Below are 19,614 nucleotides of genomic sequence, written 5' to 3' on the forward strand. Positions count from 1 at the left end.
ACTCCCTTTGGAGTTTTATTTTGAAGTTATTAAATTTCTAACTCAAGAAGAGTTTGAGGTTTTTGAAGATGGATTGTTTGGAGGCCAACCTTGTGTGCACCAGCTATATTGGCTGCATTATCATCTATAAACAAAGTTTCCACCGCCTGTAAACCAGAGCGCTTCAAAACCTCAACAAAAGCTGCTTCATCAGGTTTTCTAAGGTGTAAATCATGTGAATAAAACACCTGTTCAAAGTAAGAATCTAAAGTTCTTCCTGTTTGCTCTACGCATCTTTTTTCAAAATATTTTGCATGGATACTGTTAGTATTTGAAAAGAGAAAAATGTTATATTTTTCAGAAATTCTTTCCAGATATTCCATCCGCTCTGAACTGAAATCTTTCAAAATAAGATTCCAAGCTTTTTCTATCACCTCATTCTCTACATCGATTTTTGCTTCTTTACGAAGACGGTCACAAAATCCTTCTGGTGTAATGAGTCCCAACTCCAAATCTTCGAAAAAATCCGCTTGTTTTTTCAAGGTGAAATAATCTTCAAAATCCGGAATACCCAGTTTGTGGAATTGATGCGTCATCCTTTCAAAATCCAGATCAAGAATCACACCACCCAGATCGAAAATGATGTTTCTTACTGTCATCGTCCTTCCTCTGCTTTCTACTTTCGTGCATTTTTTGTATCTACAATTATTGTTACCGGTCCATCATTAATTAAAGCAATTTCCATATCAGCACCAAATTCCCCTGCTTTAGTCGGGACAATCTGGTTAAGCTTTTCATTAAATTTAAGATACATCGCTTCTGCATATGCTGGATTCCCGGCTTGCGAAAAGCTTGGGCGTGTTCCTTTGCGAATATCGGCATACAGTGTAAACTGAGAAATAGAAAGTACTTCGCTTGAGATATCCTGTACAGATAGGTTCATCTTGCCATTTTCATCGGAAAAAATACGCATTTTACTGATTTTGCGTACAGCATAATCTAAGTCAAAATCTGTATCTGCATCTTCTACTGCAACGAGAAGTAATAGGCCAGATGTGATTTGATTTCTGATTTTATTTTCAATTTTTACTGAAGCTTCTTTAACTCTTTGGATTACTATTTTCATAATTTAATTTTAACAAAAAAACTATCCTTTTGGATAGTTTTTCTGTTATTTTTATCTCAACCATTAGTCCGTTTAACACTATAGACATCAGGCGTCATTTTAATCTTATCAACAATCAAAGTCAAATCAGATAGATTTTTTATTCCAATCGAAAGATGGATATTGGCCATTTTTTTATCCTTCGTTGGATGAGCATTTATTGAAATCAAACTTTTTGTTGTATTAGATAACACCTGAACAATATCATTAAGAAGATTCGGACGATTAAAAGCATACACATGAATATTCGCTACATACTCTTTAGTAAGGTGTTGTGAATCATCCCATTCTACATCAATCAGACGTTTTTCATAATCCTCTTGGCTACGAACATTTTTACAGTCTGCACGATGGATAGAAACCCCTCGACCTTTAGTGATATAGCCAACAATCTTATCTCCTGGTACAGGATTACAACATTTACTGATATGCACCAGCATACTGTCTACACCAGAAACACTTACACCACCATCATGGCGAATTTTCATGACATTCTTATTTTTATTCTCGCGTTTGACTTCGCCCTTCATCAGTTGCTCAGATTCTGCTTTCAGCTTTTCTTTCTCAACTTTACGGCGTTCAGTTTCTGTCAAACGATTAAATACAGAAGTTGCTGATATTTCACCAAAACCAACTGCAGCAAATAAGGCTTCACTGTCACGATAACTTAGTTTTTCAAGCACTTCGTCCAGATGCTTTTTATCCAAATATTGGTTCGGTGTGAAACCATTCTCTGCAAGTTCAGTTTGCAGCATTTCACGCCCTTTATGGATAGAGAGTTCCTTATCTTGACTCTTGAAAAATTGTTTAATCTTATTGCGGGCTTTATTGGTCTTAACGAGCTTAATCCAATCACGACTTGGTCCAAATGAAGTTTTGGAAGTAATGATTTCTACTTTATCACCTGTTTTCAGAACATAATTCAGCGGTTGCATCCGCTCGTTAATTTTCGCACCTGTCGCATGATCCCCAACTTGCGTATGGATAGCATATGCAAAGTCAATAGGGCCAGAGCCAGCTGGCAATTCTTGAACTGCTCCTGTTGGTGTAAATACATAAATTTTGTCGCCAAGAATATCTTCCTGAACAGCTTTTACAAATTCTTCTGCGGAGTCACCTGATTGCTCTTGAAGTTCCACCAATTCGTTAATCCAGTTTAGTGTTTCCGAAATCTCATGAACGTCAACTTTCGCTTTACGTCCTTGCTTGTAAGCCCAGTGTGCTGCGACCCCGTACTCCGCGATCTGATGCATTTCATGGGTTCTGATTTGGAATTCCATTGGCCCTTTAGGACCGTAAACCGTGGTGTGAACCGACTGGTAACCATTGGCTTTAGGATTAGCAATATAGTCCTTGAAACGCCCGGGCATCGGCTTCCATAAATCATGGATATACCCTAGTGTCGTGTAAACGTCGCTTGTCGAGTTTGTCAAACAGCGAATGGCAATAAGGTCATAAATTTCATCAAAGCGCTTTTTCTTATCGTGCATTTTACGATAAATAGAATAGATATGTTTTGGTCGCCCATAGATTTCAGCGTCAACTTGTGCATCTTTCATACGCTCATTTAGCTTCTCAATCACTTCTTCAACTAAATTTTCACGCGCTGCGCGTTTTTCGTTCATTAAGCCGCGGATACGATAGAACTCTGTTTCATTAAGATAACGGAAAGAGAGATCTTCAAGTTCCCATTTAATGCTTCCAATACCCAAACGATGTGCAAGTGGCGCATAAATCGCCATAGTCTCACTTGAAATACGTTTTTGTTTGTCTGGTCGGAGGTTTTTGAGGGTGCGCATATTATGAAGACGGTCGGCAAGTTTGACCAAGATAACTCGAATATCCTTGCTCATAGCCATTAACATCTTACGGTGATTTTCCGCAAGTTGCTCTTCATGCGATTTGTATTCCACCTTACCAAGCTTCGTTACTCCGTCTACAATATTCGCAATCTCTTCACCAAAAAGCTCCACCAAGTCTGACTGTATAAAGTTAGTGTCTTCCACAACATCATGCAAAAAACCTGCTGATACAGTTGCTGCATCAAGCTGTAATTTCGCTAAAATCCCTGCCACTTGGATGGGATGGATAATGTAAGGTTCTCCACTTGCACGATATTGCTCAGCATGAGCTATCGAAGCACACTGTAAAGCTTTACGCACTAGCAAGATATCTTTTTCGTTCATGTATGCGGAGGCAAGTTTAACCACTTGATCTCCGGTAAGATTTGGTTCTGAGGGCATGTTTTATTTCCTGTGAAGTAGCTCCACTTTCCTCCTTGATATATTTTTACTATTCTATCACATTTCTGCCTATTAATTTATCCTTTTTGTCCTTAAATCGCGAGTTTTTTATCTCTTTGTTCGGTTTATTTTAACAAGTCAAAATAAGTCGAAAAGGCAGATAAGGCATATAGTGGTGCTGTTTCTGCACGCATAATACGTGGCCCGAGCCCGACAATCTTTGCGCCCGCCTTCTCAAATAGAGTAATTTCTTCTGGTGCAATGCCGCCTTCTGGACCAAAAAGCACCAAAACTTTTTGACCTGGTTTTAAACTCGCCATACTTTGAGCCAACTTCGCTTGCTCCCCTGCTTTAGCAGATTCTTCATAAGCAATTAAGACTTGATCAAATTGAGAAAATGTAACAACCAGTTCAGCTAGCTTTGCAAAAAAACGGACTTCTGGCAATATTTGACGGCGAGATTGTTCTGCAGCGCCTAATACAATTTTATCTAATTTTTCCTTCTTTTTAGCAAGCTTTTTGCTGTCCCATTTGGCCACAGACCATTTGAAGGGCGCAGCCCAGATTGCACTTGCCCCAAGTTCCGTTGCCTTCTCACTGATAAATTCTAATTTATCGCCTTTAGGGAAACCAAGTGCTACAGTAATGTAAACTGGGAGTTCCGTTTGCACATCCAGTACCTCTAATAAACGTACTGTACATAGCTCGCTAGAAACAACTTCGGCAAGGCCCACTTTCCCCTCTTCAAAAACCAGCTGTAGCTTCTGTCCCGCATTCATCCGCATTACTGTAAAAATGTGATGAGCAGCTGCCTTATCGTCAATGGTAAAAACATCACCAACTTCAGGTTGCTTTTTGAACACAAAATATTGATTCGCCATAACTTAACCGCCAATTACCCCTTCACGGTTCTCTGTCTTTTTGAAAATCACACAGTTCCATTCACCTTGAGTCATACGTGTTTCAAGGAAGAAACCAGCATTTTCTGCGGATGCAATAACTTTATCTGCCTTATCAGCGATGATACCACTCATAATCAAATAACCTTCATCTTTGACGAGACGGAAAGCGTCGTCAGTCATAAGTACAAGAATATCAGCCAAGATATTTGCTACGATAACTTCTGCTTGTTGCTCGATACCCTCCAATAAATTATTGGCTGAAATTGAAATTTTATCCGTATTTGGATTAAGCTCGATGTTTTCACGTGCTACACGCACAGCAACTTCATCAATATCATAGGCATGAATTTCACTTGCGCCAAGATAAGCGCTAGCTACAGAGAGCACACCAGAACCTGTGCCTACATCCAAGACCGTTTCGCCACCGCGAATGATTTGTTCTAGAGCATAAAGACTCATTTTTGTTGTTGGGTGCGTTCCTGTACCAAAAGCCATCCCTGGATCAAGGCGAATCAGCTTCTCCGCTGAAGATTGTGGCGTATAATCTGTCCAACTTGGGACAATCGTCAAATCATGAGTAATGCGAGCTGGTTCAAAATACTTTTTCCAAGCATCTGCCCAATCTTGTTCTGCAAGATTATTTGTACGTACTTCAACCTTGGTCACATCAAAGCTTCCTGCTAAAGCATTTATCTTTTGTTCAATATCTGACTTTAGCTCAGTAATTGGCATATTTTCCGGATAATAAGCAGTCACTTCCACCATTTCTGACTGTTCTACCTGAGGAAGCACTTCTCCGAAAAGGTCCTTGTGATTAAGATAATCTGCACTGTCGTTAATTTCAACCCCTGCTGATCCTGCTTCAACTAAAATATTACTGATTGCTTCTTCCGCTGCACGAATGATGCGTACGGTGATACTGTTCCAATTATTCATATTATTGCTATTCTCTTCCTTATATTAATAACGAGGATACTTGAAAAAAGTTGTCTCCTCAAGATTTTCCAAACCATTTTCAAATTTTTCTTGATCAAATTCAAGCATAAATTCTTCTTCATCGGAATTTAAGAAATCTATCAAAGCATCTAAACCTTCATCCGCTGTTTCTTGTAAGAACTCAACAAAGTAAGCAATATATTCACGAGATAATCCCTTATCTGAATACGCCACACCTGCTAAATAGTCTTCTTCTGAAAACCTCGACTTGTTCGGATTATAAAAAATCACAGCATCTTCATAAAGTACATTTTCTTCTGACTCGACACCATCTGCATCCGAAAGAACAACGCCTTCTGGATTTGCAGCTTCCAAAAGGAAGCTAACTTCGACAGCGAAATTTCTTTTATCCCAATTTATCTCAAAATCATAACTGAAATTCTTGCTCAATTCTTCATCTAAAATATCCAAAAAACCGTACTTTGCCATTTTCTACCTCTTTTTTCTGTTACAAGCAATTTCCTCTCCAATACTTCGAATTAAAATAGCAATTGGGAGTTTAAACGTCGTAATACTTTTCTGTTATAATTATAACAGAAATAAAAATTATCTCTAGAGAGAAATATATGAAAATCAGACCTATCGAACCCCATGATTTCGCTTATGTGGCTAAAATCGAAAATCAAAACTGGACTTTAAAATCCACACCCTTTGTCATCAACAGCTCTGCTGAGAAAATAATGGAAAAAATATTGAAGGGAACACGTTATCTTCTTGCGGAAGAAGAGGGTGTTATTCTGGGTGTTTTAGATTACGGTCCCCGCAATAAGTCTGAATTTGGTGCACATGTAATTACTTTCGGTGTAATGACTGTAAAAGAAGCAAGAGGAAAAGGTGTTGCGACTCAGCTTATCCAACATCTTATTCACGAAGCACGTACCGAAAAATATGAAAAGATTACCATCAATGCAATGTCAAGCAACCCTACAGCAATAGCTCTCTACGAGCGTCTAGGATTTCAACTTGAAGGGCGACTTAAAAAAGAGTATTTCATTGATGGTGCCTATGTTGACAGCTTAATTTACGCCTATTATCTCTAGGTAGTAAGGAGAACCGCTTTATATGACACATCAAAATTTAGCTCGCCGCATGCGACCGCGTAATATTGACGAGATTATTGGGCAATCTCATCTTGTTGGCCCTAAAAAAATCATTCGCCGGATGGTCGAAACAAAACTTTTGACTTCCATGATTCTTTACGGTCCCCCGGGAATTGGTAAAACTTCCATTGCCTCTGCTATCGCTGGTACGATGAATGCCGCTTTCCGTAGTTTTAATGCGACAACAGACAGCAAGAAAAAACTACAAGAGATTGCCGCTGAGGCGGAATTTTCTGGACAACTGGTCCTTCTCTTGGATGAGATTCATCGTCTGGATAAACCTAAGCAAGATTTTCTCCTGCCTCTGTTAGAAAATGGTCAAATTATCTTAATTGGCGCTACTACGGAAAATCCTTATTTTAGTGTTGTGCCTGCCATCCGTAGTCGTGTACAGATTTTTGAGTTAAAGCCTCTGGAAAGTGATGATTTACAGGACGCTGTAAACCTTGCGCTTGAAGATACGGAACGAGGTTTTAACTTCCCTGTTACTCTTGATGATGACGCGCTTTACTTCCTCACACACTCAACCAACGGTGATTTACGCGCGGTTTACAACGCTTTAGAACTTGCTGTCTTATCTTCTGAAAACCATCATGTAACTCTGGAAGATATGGAAAACTCACTTCAACGTAAAGCACTAAGTTTTGATAAAGATGGTGATGCTCATTATGACTTGCTTAGCGCCTTACAAAAATCAATCCGTGGATCTGATGTAAACGCAAGTTTACACTATGCTGCGCGCCTAATTGAAGGCGGAGACCTTCAAAGTCTGGCACGAAGATTGACAGTAATGGCTTATGAAGACATAGGTCTTGCAAATCCAGAAGCCGCTGTTCATACAATGTTAGGTTTACAAGCTGCAGAAAAACTAGGATTCCCTGAGGCAAGAATACCGCTAGCAAATATCGTTATTGACCTTGCCCTCTCCCCCAAGTCCAATGCCGCTTATATGGCACTGGATGCGGCAATAGGAGATTTAGGAAAATACGGAAATCTCCCCATTCCTTCGCACTTACAAGACGGGCACTATGCAGGAGCTAAGGATCTTGGGCGAAGCGAGGGTTATAAGTACCCCCATAATTTCCCAGAACATTGGGTAAAGCAGGAGTATCTTCCCGATAAACTGCGAAAAGCGGATTACTTCCACCCTGATAAGATGGGCAAATACGAATGGGCCTTAAATGAACGTAAGAAATGGATCGAAAACCAAAAGAAAAATCGTCAAAACTGACGATTTTTTTATTACTTATTCTTAAATCCCTTCAAGGCTCTTAGAGCATAAAGAATCGAAACAACATCGATAACCTCTTGGAAAAGAGCACCGATAATTGCTGGGATAAGTCCTGTGGCAGCAATTAACATCAAGATAACACAAATGATAATCCCAATCAAAACCGATTGTTTCGCAATGGTTAATGTATCACGACTAATATGAACTGCTTTTGTCACAGAGGACAAATCATTTTTCAAGAGCACAATATCAGCCGCTTCACTAGCAACGGTATTGTTTCCTGTTCCAATAGAAATCCCAACATCCGCAAGCGTTAAAGCTGGGGCATCATTGACACCGTCACCAACCATAATCGTTGGATGAATAGTTGAAGCTTGTATTTTGGCAAGCTTTTCTTCTGGTAACATACTACTGTAAACCTCGGTAATCCCTACTTGTGCTGCAATTTTATCGGCAACACGAGCATTATCTCCCGTCAGCATCGTAATACTCTCAAAACCTGCTTGACGTAAATCTTTAATCACAGCAGGAGCATTGGCACGTAAAGTATCTGAGAAGGTTACTGCACCGATGTATTGGCTATCACGTGACACATAAAAAGCTGTTTCAAAATCTAACCCCTCGGGTGCGCCCACAAAACTTGCACGTCCAATTTTAATCAATTGACCATTGATTTGCCCGGTCACACCTAACCCTGCAACCTCACTCAGGCTTTCTAATGCAAGACTTTGGACATTATGTGACTCTGCATAGCTTGAAACAGCCTTGGCCAAGATGTGAGTGGAAGATTTTTCGATGGTGTAAACAATATTGAGTAACTCTTCTTGCGATATTCCTTCTGCTGGAACAATGGCATCTACTTCGATTTTACCATCGGTAATTGTTCCCGTTTTATCAAAGAAAATTGCCTTGGCTGTTGCAAGTTTTTCAATGATGGTTCCATTTTTAATTAAAAAACCATTTTTTGAGGAACGACTCATTCCTGAGACAAAAGCAATGGGCGCAGCCAAAATCAAAGGACAAGGACTTGCGACCACCAATACTTCTGCAATACGGACAGGGTCACCAGAGATAAAGTAAGCCACAGCTGCAATGATGTAGGCCATAATCGTAAATGGCACAGCGTAACGATCTGCTAAACGTACAAAATTTGCCGGCGTTGCCTCTGCTTCACGAACAAGAGCAACGATTTTTTGAAATTGGGATTCACTTGCTGCAACACTTGTGCGGATTTCGATACTGGAGCTGCCGTTAATTGCACCTGAAAGAATTTCATCCCCCTGTTGTAACTCATTCGGTTTAGTTTCACCCGTGACAGAGGATTCATCCAGAATAGCTGCTTCTGAAAGGAGAACCCCATCGATAGGTACAACTTCCATAGGCTTAATCAAGAGATGTGCCCCTATCTCAACATCATCTAAATCCATGTCGACGACTTTGCCCTCTTGCATGACATGGGCAATATCTGGTGTTTTCTGCAACAGGGCAGACAATTCACGATTGGCCCGTCCCGCTGCGTAATCCTCAAGCGTTTCACCTCCAACCAACATTAAGATAATGATTAATGAGGCCCAATATTCTCCTACCAGTAGTGTCGCAATGATCGCAGTAATTGCGAGTAAGTCAACACCATAATTTCCTTTACGTAGTGTTTTAACCATCTCAATAAACATGGACAGTGCTAAAATACCACCTGCAACAGTGATGATAAAACGTGCTACCAAAGGTGCATTAAAAGCAAACTGAGCCAAAAGAGACGCAGCTGCTATGAAAAATACTAAAACAAGTTTTTGCCAGTTTTTCATGTTTTCTCCTTATAAAATAAATTTCCTGAAACTTTGCCCTGTTTGACTCAAAATAGTTTTCATCGAACACTGATTTGCCCGGGATAGAAAAATAATCCTTGTCGCACTTTGATTCCGAAGAACTGAGCTTTTATTTTATAAGTTACAACATTCTTAACTATATATTAGCAAAAAACAGGGAATATTCCCAACCAGACAACTGTCAAAAGTCTTTGTCACTTTATCTCTAGAACTTTTTCAACCAATAGTCACCTTAAAAAAACGTCAAGTAAAAATACTTTACAAAGCTTGCTTTTTGAAAAAGATTAGTGTATTATAGTAAAGTACGTTTTTGGGCTTATCCAAAACGAAAAAATCTACGGAGGAATCAAACCATGGCAGTACCTGCACGTCACACTTCTAAATCTAAGAAAAACAAACGTCGTACACACTACAAAATGACAGCTCCAACTGTTACTTTTGACGAAACTACTGGTGACTACCGTCACTCACACCGTGTTTCACTTAAAGGCTACTACAAAGGCCGCCAAGTAAAAGACGCTAAATAAAAACAGTAAAAAAGTCAGAAAGGAACAGTTATGCGCGTAAATATTACACTTGAACACAAAGAATCTGGTAAACGTCTTTACCTTACTCAAAAGAACAAACGTAACAACCCAGACCGTTTGGAATTGAAAAAATACTCTCCAAAACTTCGTAAACACGTTATTTTTAAAGAAGTAAAATAAGGGTTTCAGTACACATCAAAACATTGTAGTTAAGCAATTTTGGTTTTGTAAAATGTGATATGTTGCATTAAAAATCAATAGGATAACTACATTTCCTCTTTAGGAAAACACTGAAAATAAACCAGATTAGATAAGACTCAGCGATTTTTTTCGCTGTTTTTTTGCAGACGATTTGCATTTCAGTCAAGAATACTACATTAACTAAGCATGTAATCAATATGCTATAATAGTAGTCATTATAATAATAGAAGTAAGGTTAGGACAGTCCCATGAGTAAATATAAAATAATTGACCTTTTTTCTGGTTCAGGAGGTCTATCTTTAGGATTTGAACAAGCGGGTTTCGAGAATTTATTTTCTGTGGAATTTAATCATCAAGCTGCTGAAACTTATAGAAGAAATTTCCCTCATCATACCTTAATTGAAGGAGATATCAAAGAAATCTCCGACACTAAAATTAGAGAATTCCAAAATAATAACATTGTAGATGTTATCGTAGGAGGGCCTCCATGCCAGGGGTTCAGTATTGCTGGTAATATTGGCCGTCGCTTTGTTGATGATGAAAGAAATAAGCTATTCAAAGAGTTTGTAAGATTTGTTGATGTAATTCAGCCCAAGATGTTTATAATGGAAAATGTAGCAAGGCTTGCAACACATAATAAAGGCCGCACCATAAAGGAAATCATGACAGAGTTTGAAAATTTAGGATATGATGTGAAAGCCGAAGTTTTGCAAGCAGCAAATTATGGTGTTCCACAAAAGAGACAACGTATTTTTGTTGTCGGTACAAAAAGTGGTATATTCCATTACCCAAAGAATCAAGGAAATACGCCGACCGTTAAAAACACAATTGACGACCTCCCCCCTCTCAAAAATGGTCAGAGTTCAGACATACCAAACCACTTTGCAATGAATCACTCAGAGCAAATGCTAAAAAAAATGTCCTATGTTAAAGATGGTGGAGACCGAAACGACATCCCAGATGAGCTTCGTCCTAAGTCAGGAGATGTACGAAAATATATTCGATATGCAAGTGACAAACCATCGGTAACAGTTACTGGAGATATGAGAAAAATCTTTCATTATGAACAAAATCGTGCTCTTTCGCCAAGAGAACTAGCAAGATTGCAAACTTTTCCAGATGATTTTGTATTTGAAGGAAATAGCATATCAATCCAACAACAAATTGGAAATGCCGTTCCACCAAAATTAGCTAAAGCTGTTGCCGAAGAGGTTAAGAAAACTTTGGAAACATGTAAAGGAGACAATGTTTAATAACAAATTACCCAAGATAAATTATATTGGAAATAAAGAAAAGCTTTCTTCTTGGATTTTAGATAATTTCCCAGTTGCCCAAGGACGAGTATTGGATCTTTTTGCCGGAGGCTCATCAATCTCCTTTGAAGCAAAAAGACGTGGTTACGAAGTTTATTCAAATGATTCACTTTATGCTTCTTTCGTTGTAAACAAAGCTTTAATAGAAAATAAAGATGTTTTGCTTTCCAACGAAGAAATAATGAAGTATGCCAATTTTGATGACTTCAACTTACGAGAACAATTATCTTGGTTAGAAAACACATTATACTATCCAAACGAAGTTGACGAACTTTCAAAGCTTGTATTTTTTTCAAATCATCTAAAAGGATATAAAAGATTTTTGCTTCAATCATTAATCAGAAGAGCAATGATTCGTAAATTACCTTACTCGAGAATGAACATTGATTGGAATAACATATTAAAACTAAGGGATGAGGAATATTCTTATAAGAAATATGGGCGACGTAGAGCATATCATAATGAACCTTTTATAAATCACATCTTATCTGATTTAGACAGTTACAATAATGCCATCTTTGATAATGGGAAACAAAATAAGGTCTTCCAATTAGATGCTTTACAAGCAATAAAGAAATCAAAGAAAGTTGATATTATTTATTTAGACCCTCCATACCCTGGAACCATGAATAACTATGATTCTTTTTACGGAAAATTCGATAAAATTTTTAACAAAAGTATTGATTATGTAGATATAACTAGCCAAGTAAACTTCATATCATATTTTGAAAAAATAGTTGAATTGGCAAGTGTACATTCTGGATATCTCGTTTTAAGCTTAAACTCTGCATCTCAAAATATTTTTGAAATTTTGGTTGATATGTTTAGGTTCTACGGAGATGTTGAAATCAAAGAAAGAAAACATAATTATCAAGTCAGCGGTAAGACGACTAAAAATAAGAATATTGAAATGATAGCAATAGTAAAATTTTATAAGTAAGGTAAACCTATGGATACAAGATTAAACACCAGAAAAAAAGTTATTCAAAATCAAAATTATGAAGATTATTGGAAAAGCACACTCGCACTTACAGACTTTTACGGGGCGCAATTCATAAGAACTTTGCAAGTTATCATTGAGCATATTGATAAATATCAATTAGACAGTCTAAAACCTTCCGACTTAATAAAAAACCTTAATGCTAGTCGTAAGCAGTTTACAACAATAGCTCATTATCAGGAACTACAAGATACTGTCAAAATACTTTTCCCAAATGATGATAAAAGTGGGGCGACCACAAGAAAACAGCTAAATACCTTTGTTAAGCTTGGCTTCATCAAACCATATTTGAATGGATATGTGCCGGCTGCAAAACAGTACATTAAACCAAATCAAACTAGAGAAGAATTAAGTCGATTATTCTCGGATACGGTATATCAATACTCATCCTTTAACTCATCTATGACAACTGATGATAGTCAAACGAATCAAATTAAATTTCTTGTCAATACTCTACTAAATAAATCTGATAAGAAATTAGAAATGGATGAGTTGCTTGGTGTCATGCAAATGAATGTAACTGTTGCTAATTATGCTACTGATAAGAAAATCCTGCAAGATAAAAATTGGGCAAAACATATAAACTTTTTTGAACGAAAATACAACCAAGTTGGTCACCTCAAAGCTATTTTATCTAATCTAAACCTATTTGAGGTTATAAAAAGAGAGAATAAGCAGTTTATGATATGTCTCGCTGAAAATTCCAATGAATTCTTGCCTGATAAAGGCGATACCACTCGTGATACTTACCGTTTTGCCCTTATGAAAAAGGCTGTTTTTGAAGAAAGTAATCGTGTTTACGGTAAAAAAGTTTCATGGTTCTCTAAGGAGGAACAAGAAGGATTGGTCGTTTCACATATCTATGCTTCCGCTGAAGCTCTAAGTAATAGACAAATTGATGCGGCGTATGATCCAAACAATGCACTATTATTAAAACCAGGCGATGAAGACCAATACTTTGACAAGTATAAGATGACATTCGACAATGAGGGAGTTCCTATTTTTTCTAATGAAGTTAGACTGGATTTTATTTCATCTTCCCGAAAAAAAGGCTATAAAATTGATAAGCCAATCCTCACTTCTGAGAGAATTTCATATTTAGAAAAATATCATACACTCAGATTCCCAGAATACAAAGATTAACATTCATCGCTTACCAAAGAACTAGATAAGCACCTGAAATTTCAGGTGCTTTTTTGGAAAAAATTCACTTATTTATTGGAAAGTGTTCTTGAATATTATTTTCTAATGCTCTTTCCAAATTACATTTTATCATTAAAGCGACCAGTACACATTCGCACGTAAATTCTTCACCGTCAGCATAGCCAAGAAACTTAAAATATAGAGTACAGAGATGAAGAGCATAACAGTCATGATAGAGTAATGTGCCAAGATAAAGCCAATAACTATTGAAGAGAAACCTCCAATACAACGCCCTGTGTTCATAATCACATTATTTGCTGTCGCACGTACTTCTGGTGGGTATAAACGAGAAACTACAGCCCCATATCCTGTAAACATACCATTTGAAAAGTAACCAACGACGGCACCAACTAAAGTCAGTGATGCAAGTGTTGTCGGAATAGTCAGGACATAAACAGCCAAGGACGAGGCAATAAGGAAGAGGCCGAAAGCTACTTTTGGACCAAGTTTATCCAAAATTTGCCCAAAAGTCAGCATACCTAAAGACATACCGATAATGGTCGCAATCATCCAAGATGATGAACCAGCGACTGTTAAGTTCAGTTTTTTCTGCATAATTGTTGGGAGCCAATTCATCAGACCAAAGTAACCAGCGATTTGAACGATCGCCATCCACATAAGAACAAGTGTTTGATGTGTCAACTGACGCGTTTTAAACAAGTCAGAAATTTTTCCTTTGTTTTGGGTTTTTATAGCTTTGAAAGAATCACTTTCCTTCAGATGTTTTTGAATAAAGACTGTCAAAACTACTGGCACAAGTCCAAACAAGAACAAGAAACGCCAGCCATAAGTAGGTAAGATACTCATTGACAAAATTGCTGCACACATGGCACCAACTTGTCCCGCAACGGCAACAATCGAAGAAGTTCGCCCCAGTTTTTTCTTACTGAAATTCTCAGCCAGAATGGTCATTCCGACCCCATATTCGCCACCGCCACCAATTCCGGCGATAAAACGTAAGATATAAAGCGAGGTAACACTGTGCGAGAAATAAATCGCGCCCGTTGACAGCCCAAAAATGAGGATCGAAAGGGACAACATTTTTACACGTCCGAATTTATCGGCCAGAATCCCAAAAAGAATTCCGCCCAGCAGCATCCCCAAATTAGTTACGGTAGAAATTGCACCCGCTTCTGTCGTTGTTAGGCCAAATTCGCCAATAATTGACGAGAGTGCGAATGAAAGAAACATGATATCCATGTTTTCTAAACCAAATCCAGCAGAAACCAGGGTTCCTACTTTGACTTGATAGGCGCTCACAGCCTTGGGTTGTGCCGATGTGTGTGTTCTCATATTCAATTCCTCCAAATGCCAGATCTCTGTCTAGCTTTATTTGCTTTAGACAGTTTATCACTTTAAAAATTGTGATTCAAGGCTCAGCCAACCTTACACGAAACTAAATTGAAAAATGTTCGGCTTTTCCTATAATTTATCTAAATTATAAGAAAAATAAAGAACCCTCCTTTTATTGTCCACCAATAAGACACTTATCCGAAGTTGGGAAATTTTTTTTGCTAGAATATAAATATGTGTACAAGTATAAAAATGCATGCTGCTGATAAAAGCATCATCTTCGCAAGAACAATGGATTGGCATAGCTTTATCCCTGAAGCTCTTGTTCTACCGCAAAATTACCAATGGAAAAGTGCTTATAATAACAGGATCATCTCCAATGCTTATACTATATTAGGAGTCGGTCGAAATATTCCTGATTTGCATGCGGATATCTCAGATGGCGTTAATAATTTTGGACTGTCCGTCCAAAAGCTGACTTTTTCTAACCACTCGGAGTATGCTGAACATGCTCATGAGGATAAATTACAGCTCGCGCCTTTTGAATTTGTCACTTGGGCTTTAGGAAACTGTCGTTCAGTAGCTGATTTGATAAACCAACTTGAAAACGTCCAACTCATGAGCGACACCTTTTCGCATTATAAATTTGGCCGGAGTGATTTGCACTTTTCCGCTGTCGATCCAACAGGTCGTATGATTAATATTGAACCACGCAATGGCAGTTTTGAGATTATCGAAAATACAATCGGTGTGGTCACAAACGCTCCTAAATTTGAACGTGAAATCGTCAAGTTACAAGATTATATGGAGCTAACTTCGAAACCTCTCGCGCCTAATCGTATTTCAACTGGGGACTTCAGTGGCAAGCCTGTCTTTCCCGGAGGTTTTACCCCAACCTCGCGCTTCATCCGTGCCACTATTCTTAAAGAACGTGCGATTCTTCCTGCTGATGAACAGCAGAATATCAGTGAAATTTGGCACATTTTAAATGCTGTCACTGTCCCTAAGTCTGATGGACGTTCAGATACTTATACTGTTTATCGCAGTGCGGTAGATTTAAATAGCCGTACCTTATATTTTCAGACTTATGATTCTCTTTCTATAATAAGTTATCCATTTCCTGATTAATTAAAACCGCCTCAAGCGGTTTTTTGCTCTTTTTCTTCTATAGTAATAATATTATTTAAATGAAATCCCTTTCTTTAAAAAAATCAAAATTTGAACGCAAAATTATAGACGCTCCGTCCATTTTGTGCTATAATTGCATATCGTAAACTCAATAAGGGTTGTAATGAGAATCTATACTAATTATAGACACGTTGTTCTTTTATATTTTAGTAATAGAGGAGGATTTATGGAAAATAGAAAAGAACGTACGAAATCAAAACTTCGCGACGCAATAACACAACTTTTACAGGAAAAATCGTTCGACCATATCACAACAACTGAGCTTGTGAAGGTTGCTAAAATCAGCCGAAGCGGCTTTTATACGCATTACCAAGACAAGTATGATATGATTGACCAATACCAAAAAACCTTGTTTAATACGATCGAGTATGTCTTTGAAAAAAATAATGGCGATCTTCATAAAACCATGTTAGAAACTTATGAGTTCCTTGATAACAATGAGATTTATGCTGCTTTATTTTCAGAAAATGGCAGTAAAGAAATCCATCAGTTCATGCAGGCTCAACTGAAAAATATTTTGGCACGTTCAATCCTGCCACAAAACCCTAAGCGTGAAAAACTGGACAAGTTGGAAAGTATCTACACCACAACTTATTATGCCAATGCCATTTTCGGTTTAACTCAAGCTTGGATTCGGCGCAAACGGAAAGAAACACCAGAACAGATTTCTGAATTGTTGATGACTCTGATTAGCTGATAACAAAATAAAAACTGCCTTAGAATTATTAAAAGAGGAGAATATGTGAAACATATAAAAAATACTGGGAAACTATTTATTCTGGATTGGAAACGTATCTTTAAAAATCCAATAGCAATCTTTTTAGTGGTTGCTTTGATGTTTATTCCATCCTTATATGCTTGGTTTAATATTAAAGCCCTTTGGGATCCTTATGCAAACACTTCACAGCTCCCAATAGCGGTTTATAGTGATGACCGAACAGAGAAATTTCAAGACAAATCGATTAATATCGGTGACGAGGTCTTGAAAAACCTCAAAGAAAACAAACAACTCGGCTGGAAGTTTGTTGATTCTAAACAGGAGTTGGATAAGGGTGTCAAGTCTGGTAAATACTACGCAGGTATCTATCTGCCAGCGGATTTCTCTAAAAATTTGCTTAGCTTCACCACTGGGGATATCCAGAAGCCTAAAATCGTTTATTCCATCAATGAAAAAATAAATGCTATTGCCCCAAAAATTACTTCGAAAGGGGCATCATCATTACAAAGTCAAATTTCCGAAGAATTTATTAAAACGGCAAGTAGCACACTGCTTAAAACCTTTAACGATATCGGATATGACATTGATAAAAATATGGTCAGCATCCAGAAAATTAAAAACACTATCTTATCTACCAACGATAATTTAGATACAATTGACCAATATACTCAACAAGTCGTGGATTTGCATGGCAAGATGCCTGATTTGAAAACGAAGCTCGCTAAAGCAAATGAGTTTATTGACTATTTGCCTGAGGTTGATGCACTTGGTCAAAAAGTGGTCCAATTGGACGACAGCATGCCAACTGTGAAAAATCAGCTTGCAATTATTATGACCTTGCAAGAAAAAATACCTGAAATTCAAAATGCTGGTAAGCAAATCGCAATGATTGACAATGACTTCGCCTCTGTTGAACAAACCATGAATGAGGGTATCCAAGAAGCCAAACAAGGCTTAACCATTATTCAACAAGTCCAAACTGCCTTGCCAGATATTCGCAAACTTGGCAACCAAGCCAATGACCTGGCTTCTACTACTTTGGACGGTGCAACGCAGCTTCAAAATGCTTTGCCAAGTATTACAAAAAGCTTAGACCTTACTCTTCAATCTCTTCAAACATTTGCCAAGTCCACCTCAAACTATGTTGAAGCTATAAGAGCGGCTCTAAAAAATGATCAATTAACGCCGGAACAAAAAGTAGCTGTAATACAAAATTTCCAAAAAAATATTAAAGAACAACAAAGTATCATTCAAAATCTGGTCGAATTCCTAGAGAATGTTCAGGCAAGCACTGGAAGTCATGACCTTGATGGAGCAATTAATCAACTTCATTCCTATTCTGATGGTCTCACAAAACTCAACGAAGGATTAGAAAAGTTAAAAACAGATATTGCAAACGGTAATACTATCGATATTGATAAAGCTTTAGGAGAAATCGAGGCACTAGCTGATAATGTTTCTAATCTAATTGATCAAATCGATATCAATGCAGTGAGCCAAACAATCAATAAAATCCTCACCCAACTTATCGATACCATCAAAAATGCCCAAGGTCTCCTAACAAAAGCCCAAGCTATTGATTTTGAATCCTTGCTCAGCTCAACAAGTAAGACGGTCTCTAATGCGATTATTTTGCTTGAAAAGTATCAAAAAGAAATGCCTGCGATTAAGCAAGAAGTTCACGATGCCAACATTATGCTTAACGGCAATATGAACACTATTGTCAACGCTATTAATAAAGGTGCTTCACTTTATCAAAATGAATTGCCAGTTGTGGAGCAAAAACTTGATAAAGCCGCTGATTTTGTCAAAAATGATTACCCCGGTATTCGTAAAGATTTGACAGAAACTTTAGGTACAGTCAACCAAAAAATGCCTGACCTTGAAAAAGCCTTGAACCAAGCCAATGACCTCATCGTCAATGACTGGCCAGGAATCAAAACAGGGATTCGTAAGGCTGCTGATGCTATTCGTAAAGGTGAGAAAGAAGTTGATCTTGGAGAAATTGTAAAACTTCTAAAACTTGATGCGACGAAAGAAAGTGACTTCCTAACACAACCTGTTGAGGTCCAAGAAAATGCTATCTATCCAATCGCAAATAACGGTTCAGCAAGTACGCCTTTCTACACTGCACTCTGTTTGTGGGTCGGCGCTGTCCTCTTCTCTAGTGTCGCTGTCACCGGCTTCCACTTAGAAGGTAAAGACAAACTGCTTTACTCTAAACGTGAACAATTCTCAGCACGTATGCTTACTTTCATCGTGATGGGACTCGGACAAGCACTTATCGTTACCCTTGGGAACTATTTCGGCCTTGGAGTAGACGTACGTAATCCTGTTTATAGTGTCTTATTTGCCTTACTGATTGCTATAACCTTTATGATTATGGTCTATGTCCTAGTAGCATTATTTGGAAATATCGGGAAAGGGATTGCCATTATTATCTTGGTCCTCTCTATTTCCGGTGGTGGGGGGAACTACCCTATCCAAGTCTCTGGTAAATTCTTCCAAGCCATCAACCCTTACCTACCATTTACCCATGCGGTTAACCTCTTACGGGAATCTGCAGGGGGTATCTATTGGCCTAACGCTTGGCTTGCCATCATCATCCTCGTAGCTGTTTCTATCGTCTTTTTAGTTGCTGGGCTTATATTTTTCCCACATCTTGAGAAAACATCTAGAAAAATCTCAGAAATGGCACAAAAGAGCCACATTTTCCATTAATAAAAGTA

Annotated in this window: 18 protein-coding genes; 10 read left to right on the forward strand and 8 right to left on the reverse strand. The window is 38.0% G+C overall.

Annotated elements, in window-relative coordinates; translation table 11 throughout:
* Window positions 1-29 precede the first annotated feature (29 nt).
* From VNN39_RS03200 to VNN39_RS03225, 6 genes are all read right to left on the reverse strand, one after another.
* Window positions 30-638, reverse strand: a complete 609-nt coding sequence (locus VNN39_RS03200; RefSeq protein WP_338997849.1) for an HAD family phosphatase — start codon at window positions 636-638, stop codon at window positions 30-32.
* A gap of 17 nt (window positions 639-655) precedes the next feature.
* Entirely contained in the window at window positions 656-1,105 is a 450-nt protein-coding gene (gene dtd / locus VNN39_RS03205) for a D-aminoacyl-tRNA deacylase (RefSeq protein WP_338997850.1), read from the reverse strand.
* A 56-nt stretch (window positions 1,106-1,161) separates the two neighbouring features.
* Window positions 1,162-3,387 (reverse strand): RelA/SpoT family protein, encoded by a 2,226-nt coding sequence (locus tag VNN39_RS03210; protein WP_017368681.1) that lies wholly within the window; start codon window positions 3,385-3,387, stop codon window positions 1,162-1,164.
* Window positions 3,388-3,512: 125 nt separating this feature from the next.
* Window positions 3,513-4,268: a 16S rRNA (uracil(1498)-N(3))-methyltransferase gene (locus tag VNN39_RS03215; RefSeq protein ID WP_338997851.1), complete on the reverse strand. Its 756-nt coding sequence runs from the start codon at window positions 4,266-4,268 to the stop codon at window positions 3,513-3,515.
* A gap of 3 nt (window positions 4,269-4,271) precedes the next feature.
* Entirely contained in the window at window positions 4,272-5,225 is a 954-nt protein-coding gene (prmA, locus tag VNN39_RS03220) for a 50S ribosomal protein L11 methyltransferase (RefSeq protein ID WP_338997852.1), read from the reverse strand.
* A 24-nt stretch (window positions 5,226-5,249) separates the two neighbouring features.
* Window positions 5,250-5,714, reverse strand: coding sequence for a DUF3013 family protein (locus tag VNN39_RS03225; protein WP_338997853.1), 465 nt, complete (start codon window positions 5,712-5,714; stop codon window positions 5,250-5,252).
* A gap of 137 nt (window positions 5,715-5,851) precedes the next feature.
* Here VNN39_RS03225 and VNN39_RS03230 point away from each other — a divergent pair, with 137 nt between their 5' ends.
* Complete coding sequence (locus tag VNN39_RS03230) at window positions 5,852-6,325, forward strand: GNAT family N-acetyltransferase (RefSeq protein WP_096368856.1); 474 nt, start codon at window positions 5,852-5,854, stop codon at window positions 6,323-6,325.
* Window positions 6,326-6,347: 22 nt separating this feature from the next.
* Window positions 6,348-7,616 carry a replication-associated recombination protein A gene (locus VNN39_RS03235; RefSeq protein WP_270264623.1) on the forward strand — a complete coding sequence of 423 codons (1,269 nt, stop codon included), beginning with the start codon at window positions 6,348-6,350 and terminating at the stop codon, window positions 7,614-7,616.
* Window positions 7,617-7,627: 11 nt separating this feature from the next.
* Here VNN39_RS03235 and VNN39_RS03240 read toward each other — a convergent pair whose 3' ends face one another.
* Complete coding sequence (locus VNN39_RS03240) at window positions 7,628-9,421, reverse strand: heavy metal translocating P-type ATPase (protein WP_165711734.1); 1,794 nt, start codon at window positions 9,419-9,421, stop codon at window positions 7,628-7,630.
* A 374-nt stretch (window positions 9,422-9,795) separates the two neighbouring features.
* Between VNN39_RS03240 and rpmF the strand changes: the two genes are divergently transcribed.
* From rpmF to VNN39_RS03265, 5 genes are all read left to right on the forward strand, one after another.
* A complete protein-coding gene (rpmF, locus tag VNN39_RS03245; RefSeq protein ID WP_003135292.1) occupies window positions 9,796-9,969 on the forward strand; it encodes a 50S ribosomal protein L32 in 174 nt (57 codons plus the stop codon).
* A gap of 30 nt (window positions 9,970-9,999) precedes the next feature.
* Window positions 10,000-10,149 carry a 50S ribosomal protein L33 gene (gene rpmG / locus VNN39_RS03250; RefSeq protein ID WP_338997854.1) on the forward strand — a complete coding sequence of 50 codons (150 nt, stop codon included), beginning with the start codon at window positions 10,000-10,002 and terminating at the stop codon, window positions 10,147-10,149.
* Between the two features lie 269 nt (window positions 10,150-10,418).
* Window positions 10,419-11,423, forward strand: a complete 1,005-nt coding sequence (locus VNN39_RS03255; RefSeq protein WP_338997855.1) for a DNA (cytosine-5-)-methyltransferase — start codon at window positions 10,419-10,421, stop codon at window positions 11,421-11,423.
* Window positions 11,416-12,423 (forward strand): DNA adenine methylase, encoded by a 1,008-nt coding sequence (locus tag VNN39_RS03260; protein ID WP_338997856.1) that lies wholly within the window; start codon window positions 11,416-11,418, stop codon window positions 12,421-12,423. The genes VNN39_RS03255 and VNN39_RS03260 overlap by 8 nt, the downstream gene beginning before the upstream one ends.
* Window positions 12,424-12,432: 9 nt before the next feature.
* Window positions 12,433-13,626 carry a hypothetical protein gene (locus tag VNN39_RS03265; protein WP_338997857.1) on the forward strand — a complete coding sequence of 398 codons (1,194 nt, stop codon included), beginning with the start codon at window positions 12,433-12,435 and terminating at the stop codon, window positions 13,624-13,626.
* Window positions 13,627-13,758: 132 nt separating this feature from the next.
* Here the strand turns inward: VNN39_RS03265 and VNN39_RS03270 are convergent, their stop codons facing one another.
* Window positions 13,759-14,979: an MFS transporter gene (locus VNN39_RS03270; protein WP_338997858.1), complete on the reverse strand. Its 1,221-nt coding sequence runs from the start codon at window positions 14,977-14,979 to the stop codon at window positions 13,759-13,761.
* 234 nt (window positions 14,980-15,213) lie between these two features.
* Between VNN39_RS03270 and VNN39_RS03275 the strand changes: the two genes are divergently transcribed.
* The 3 genes from VNN39_RS03275 (at window position 15,214) to VNN39_RS03285 (ending at window position 19,606) form a co-directional block, all read left to right on the forward strand.
* On the forward strand, window positions 15,214-16,107 hold the full coding sequence (locus tag VNN39_RS03275; protein WP_096368860.1) for a choloylglycine hydrolase family protein: 894 nt from the start codon (window positions 15,214-15,216) through the stop codon (window positions 16,105-16,107).
* A 226-nt stretch (window positions 16,108-16,333) separates the two neighbouring features.
* A complete protein-coding gene (locus VNN39_RS03280) occupies window positions 16,334-16,864 on the forward strand; it encodes a TetR/AcrR family transcriptional regulator (RefSeq protein WP_338997859.1) in 531 nt (176 codons plus the stop codon).
* A gap of 45 nt (window positions 16,865-16,909) precedes the next feature.
* A complete protein-coding gene (locus VNN39_RS03285) occupies window positions 16,910-19,606 on the forward strand; it encodes a YhgE/Pip domain-containing protein (RefSeq protein WP_338997860.1) in 2,697 nt (898 codons plus the stop codon).
* Window positions 19,607-19,614 lie beyond the last annotated feature (8 nt).

Source organism: Lactococcus formosensis, from assembly GCF_037892375.1.
GTDB lineage: Bacteria > Bacillota > Bacilli > Lactobacillales > Streptococcaceae > Lactococcus > Lactococcus formosensis.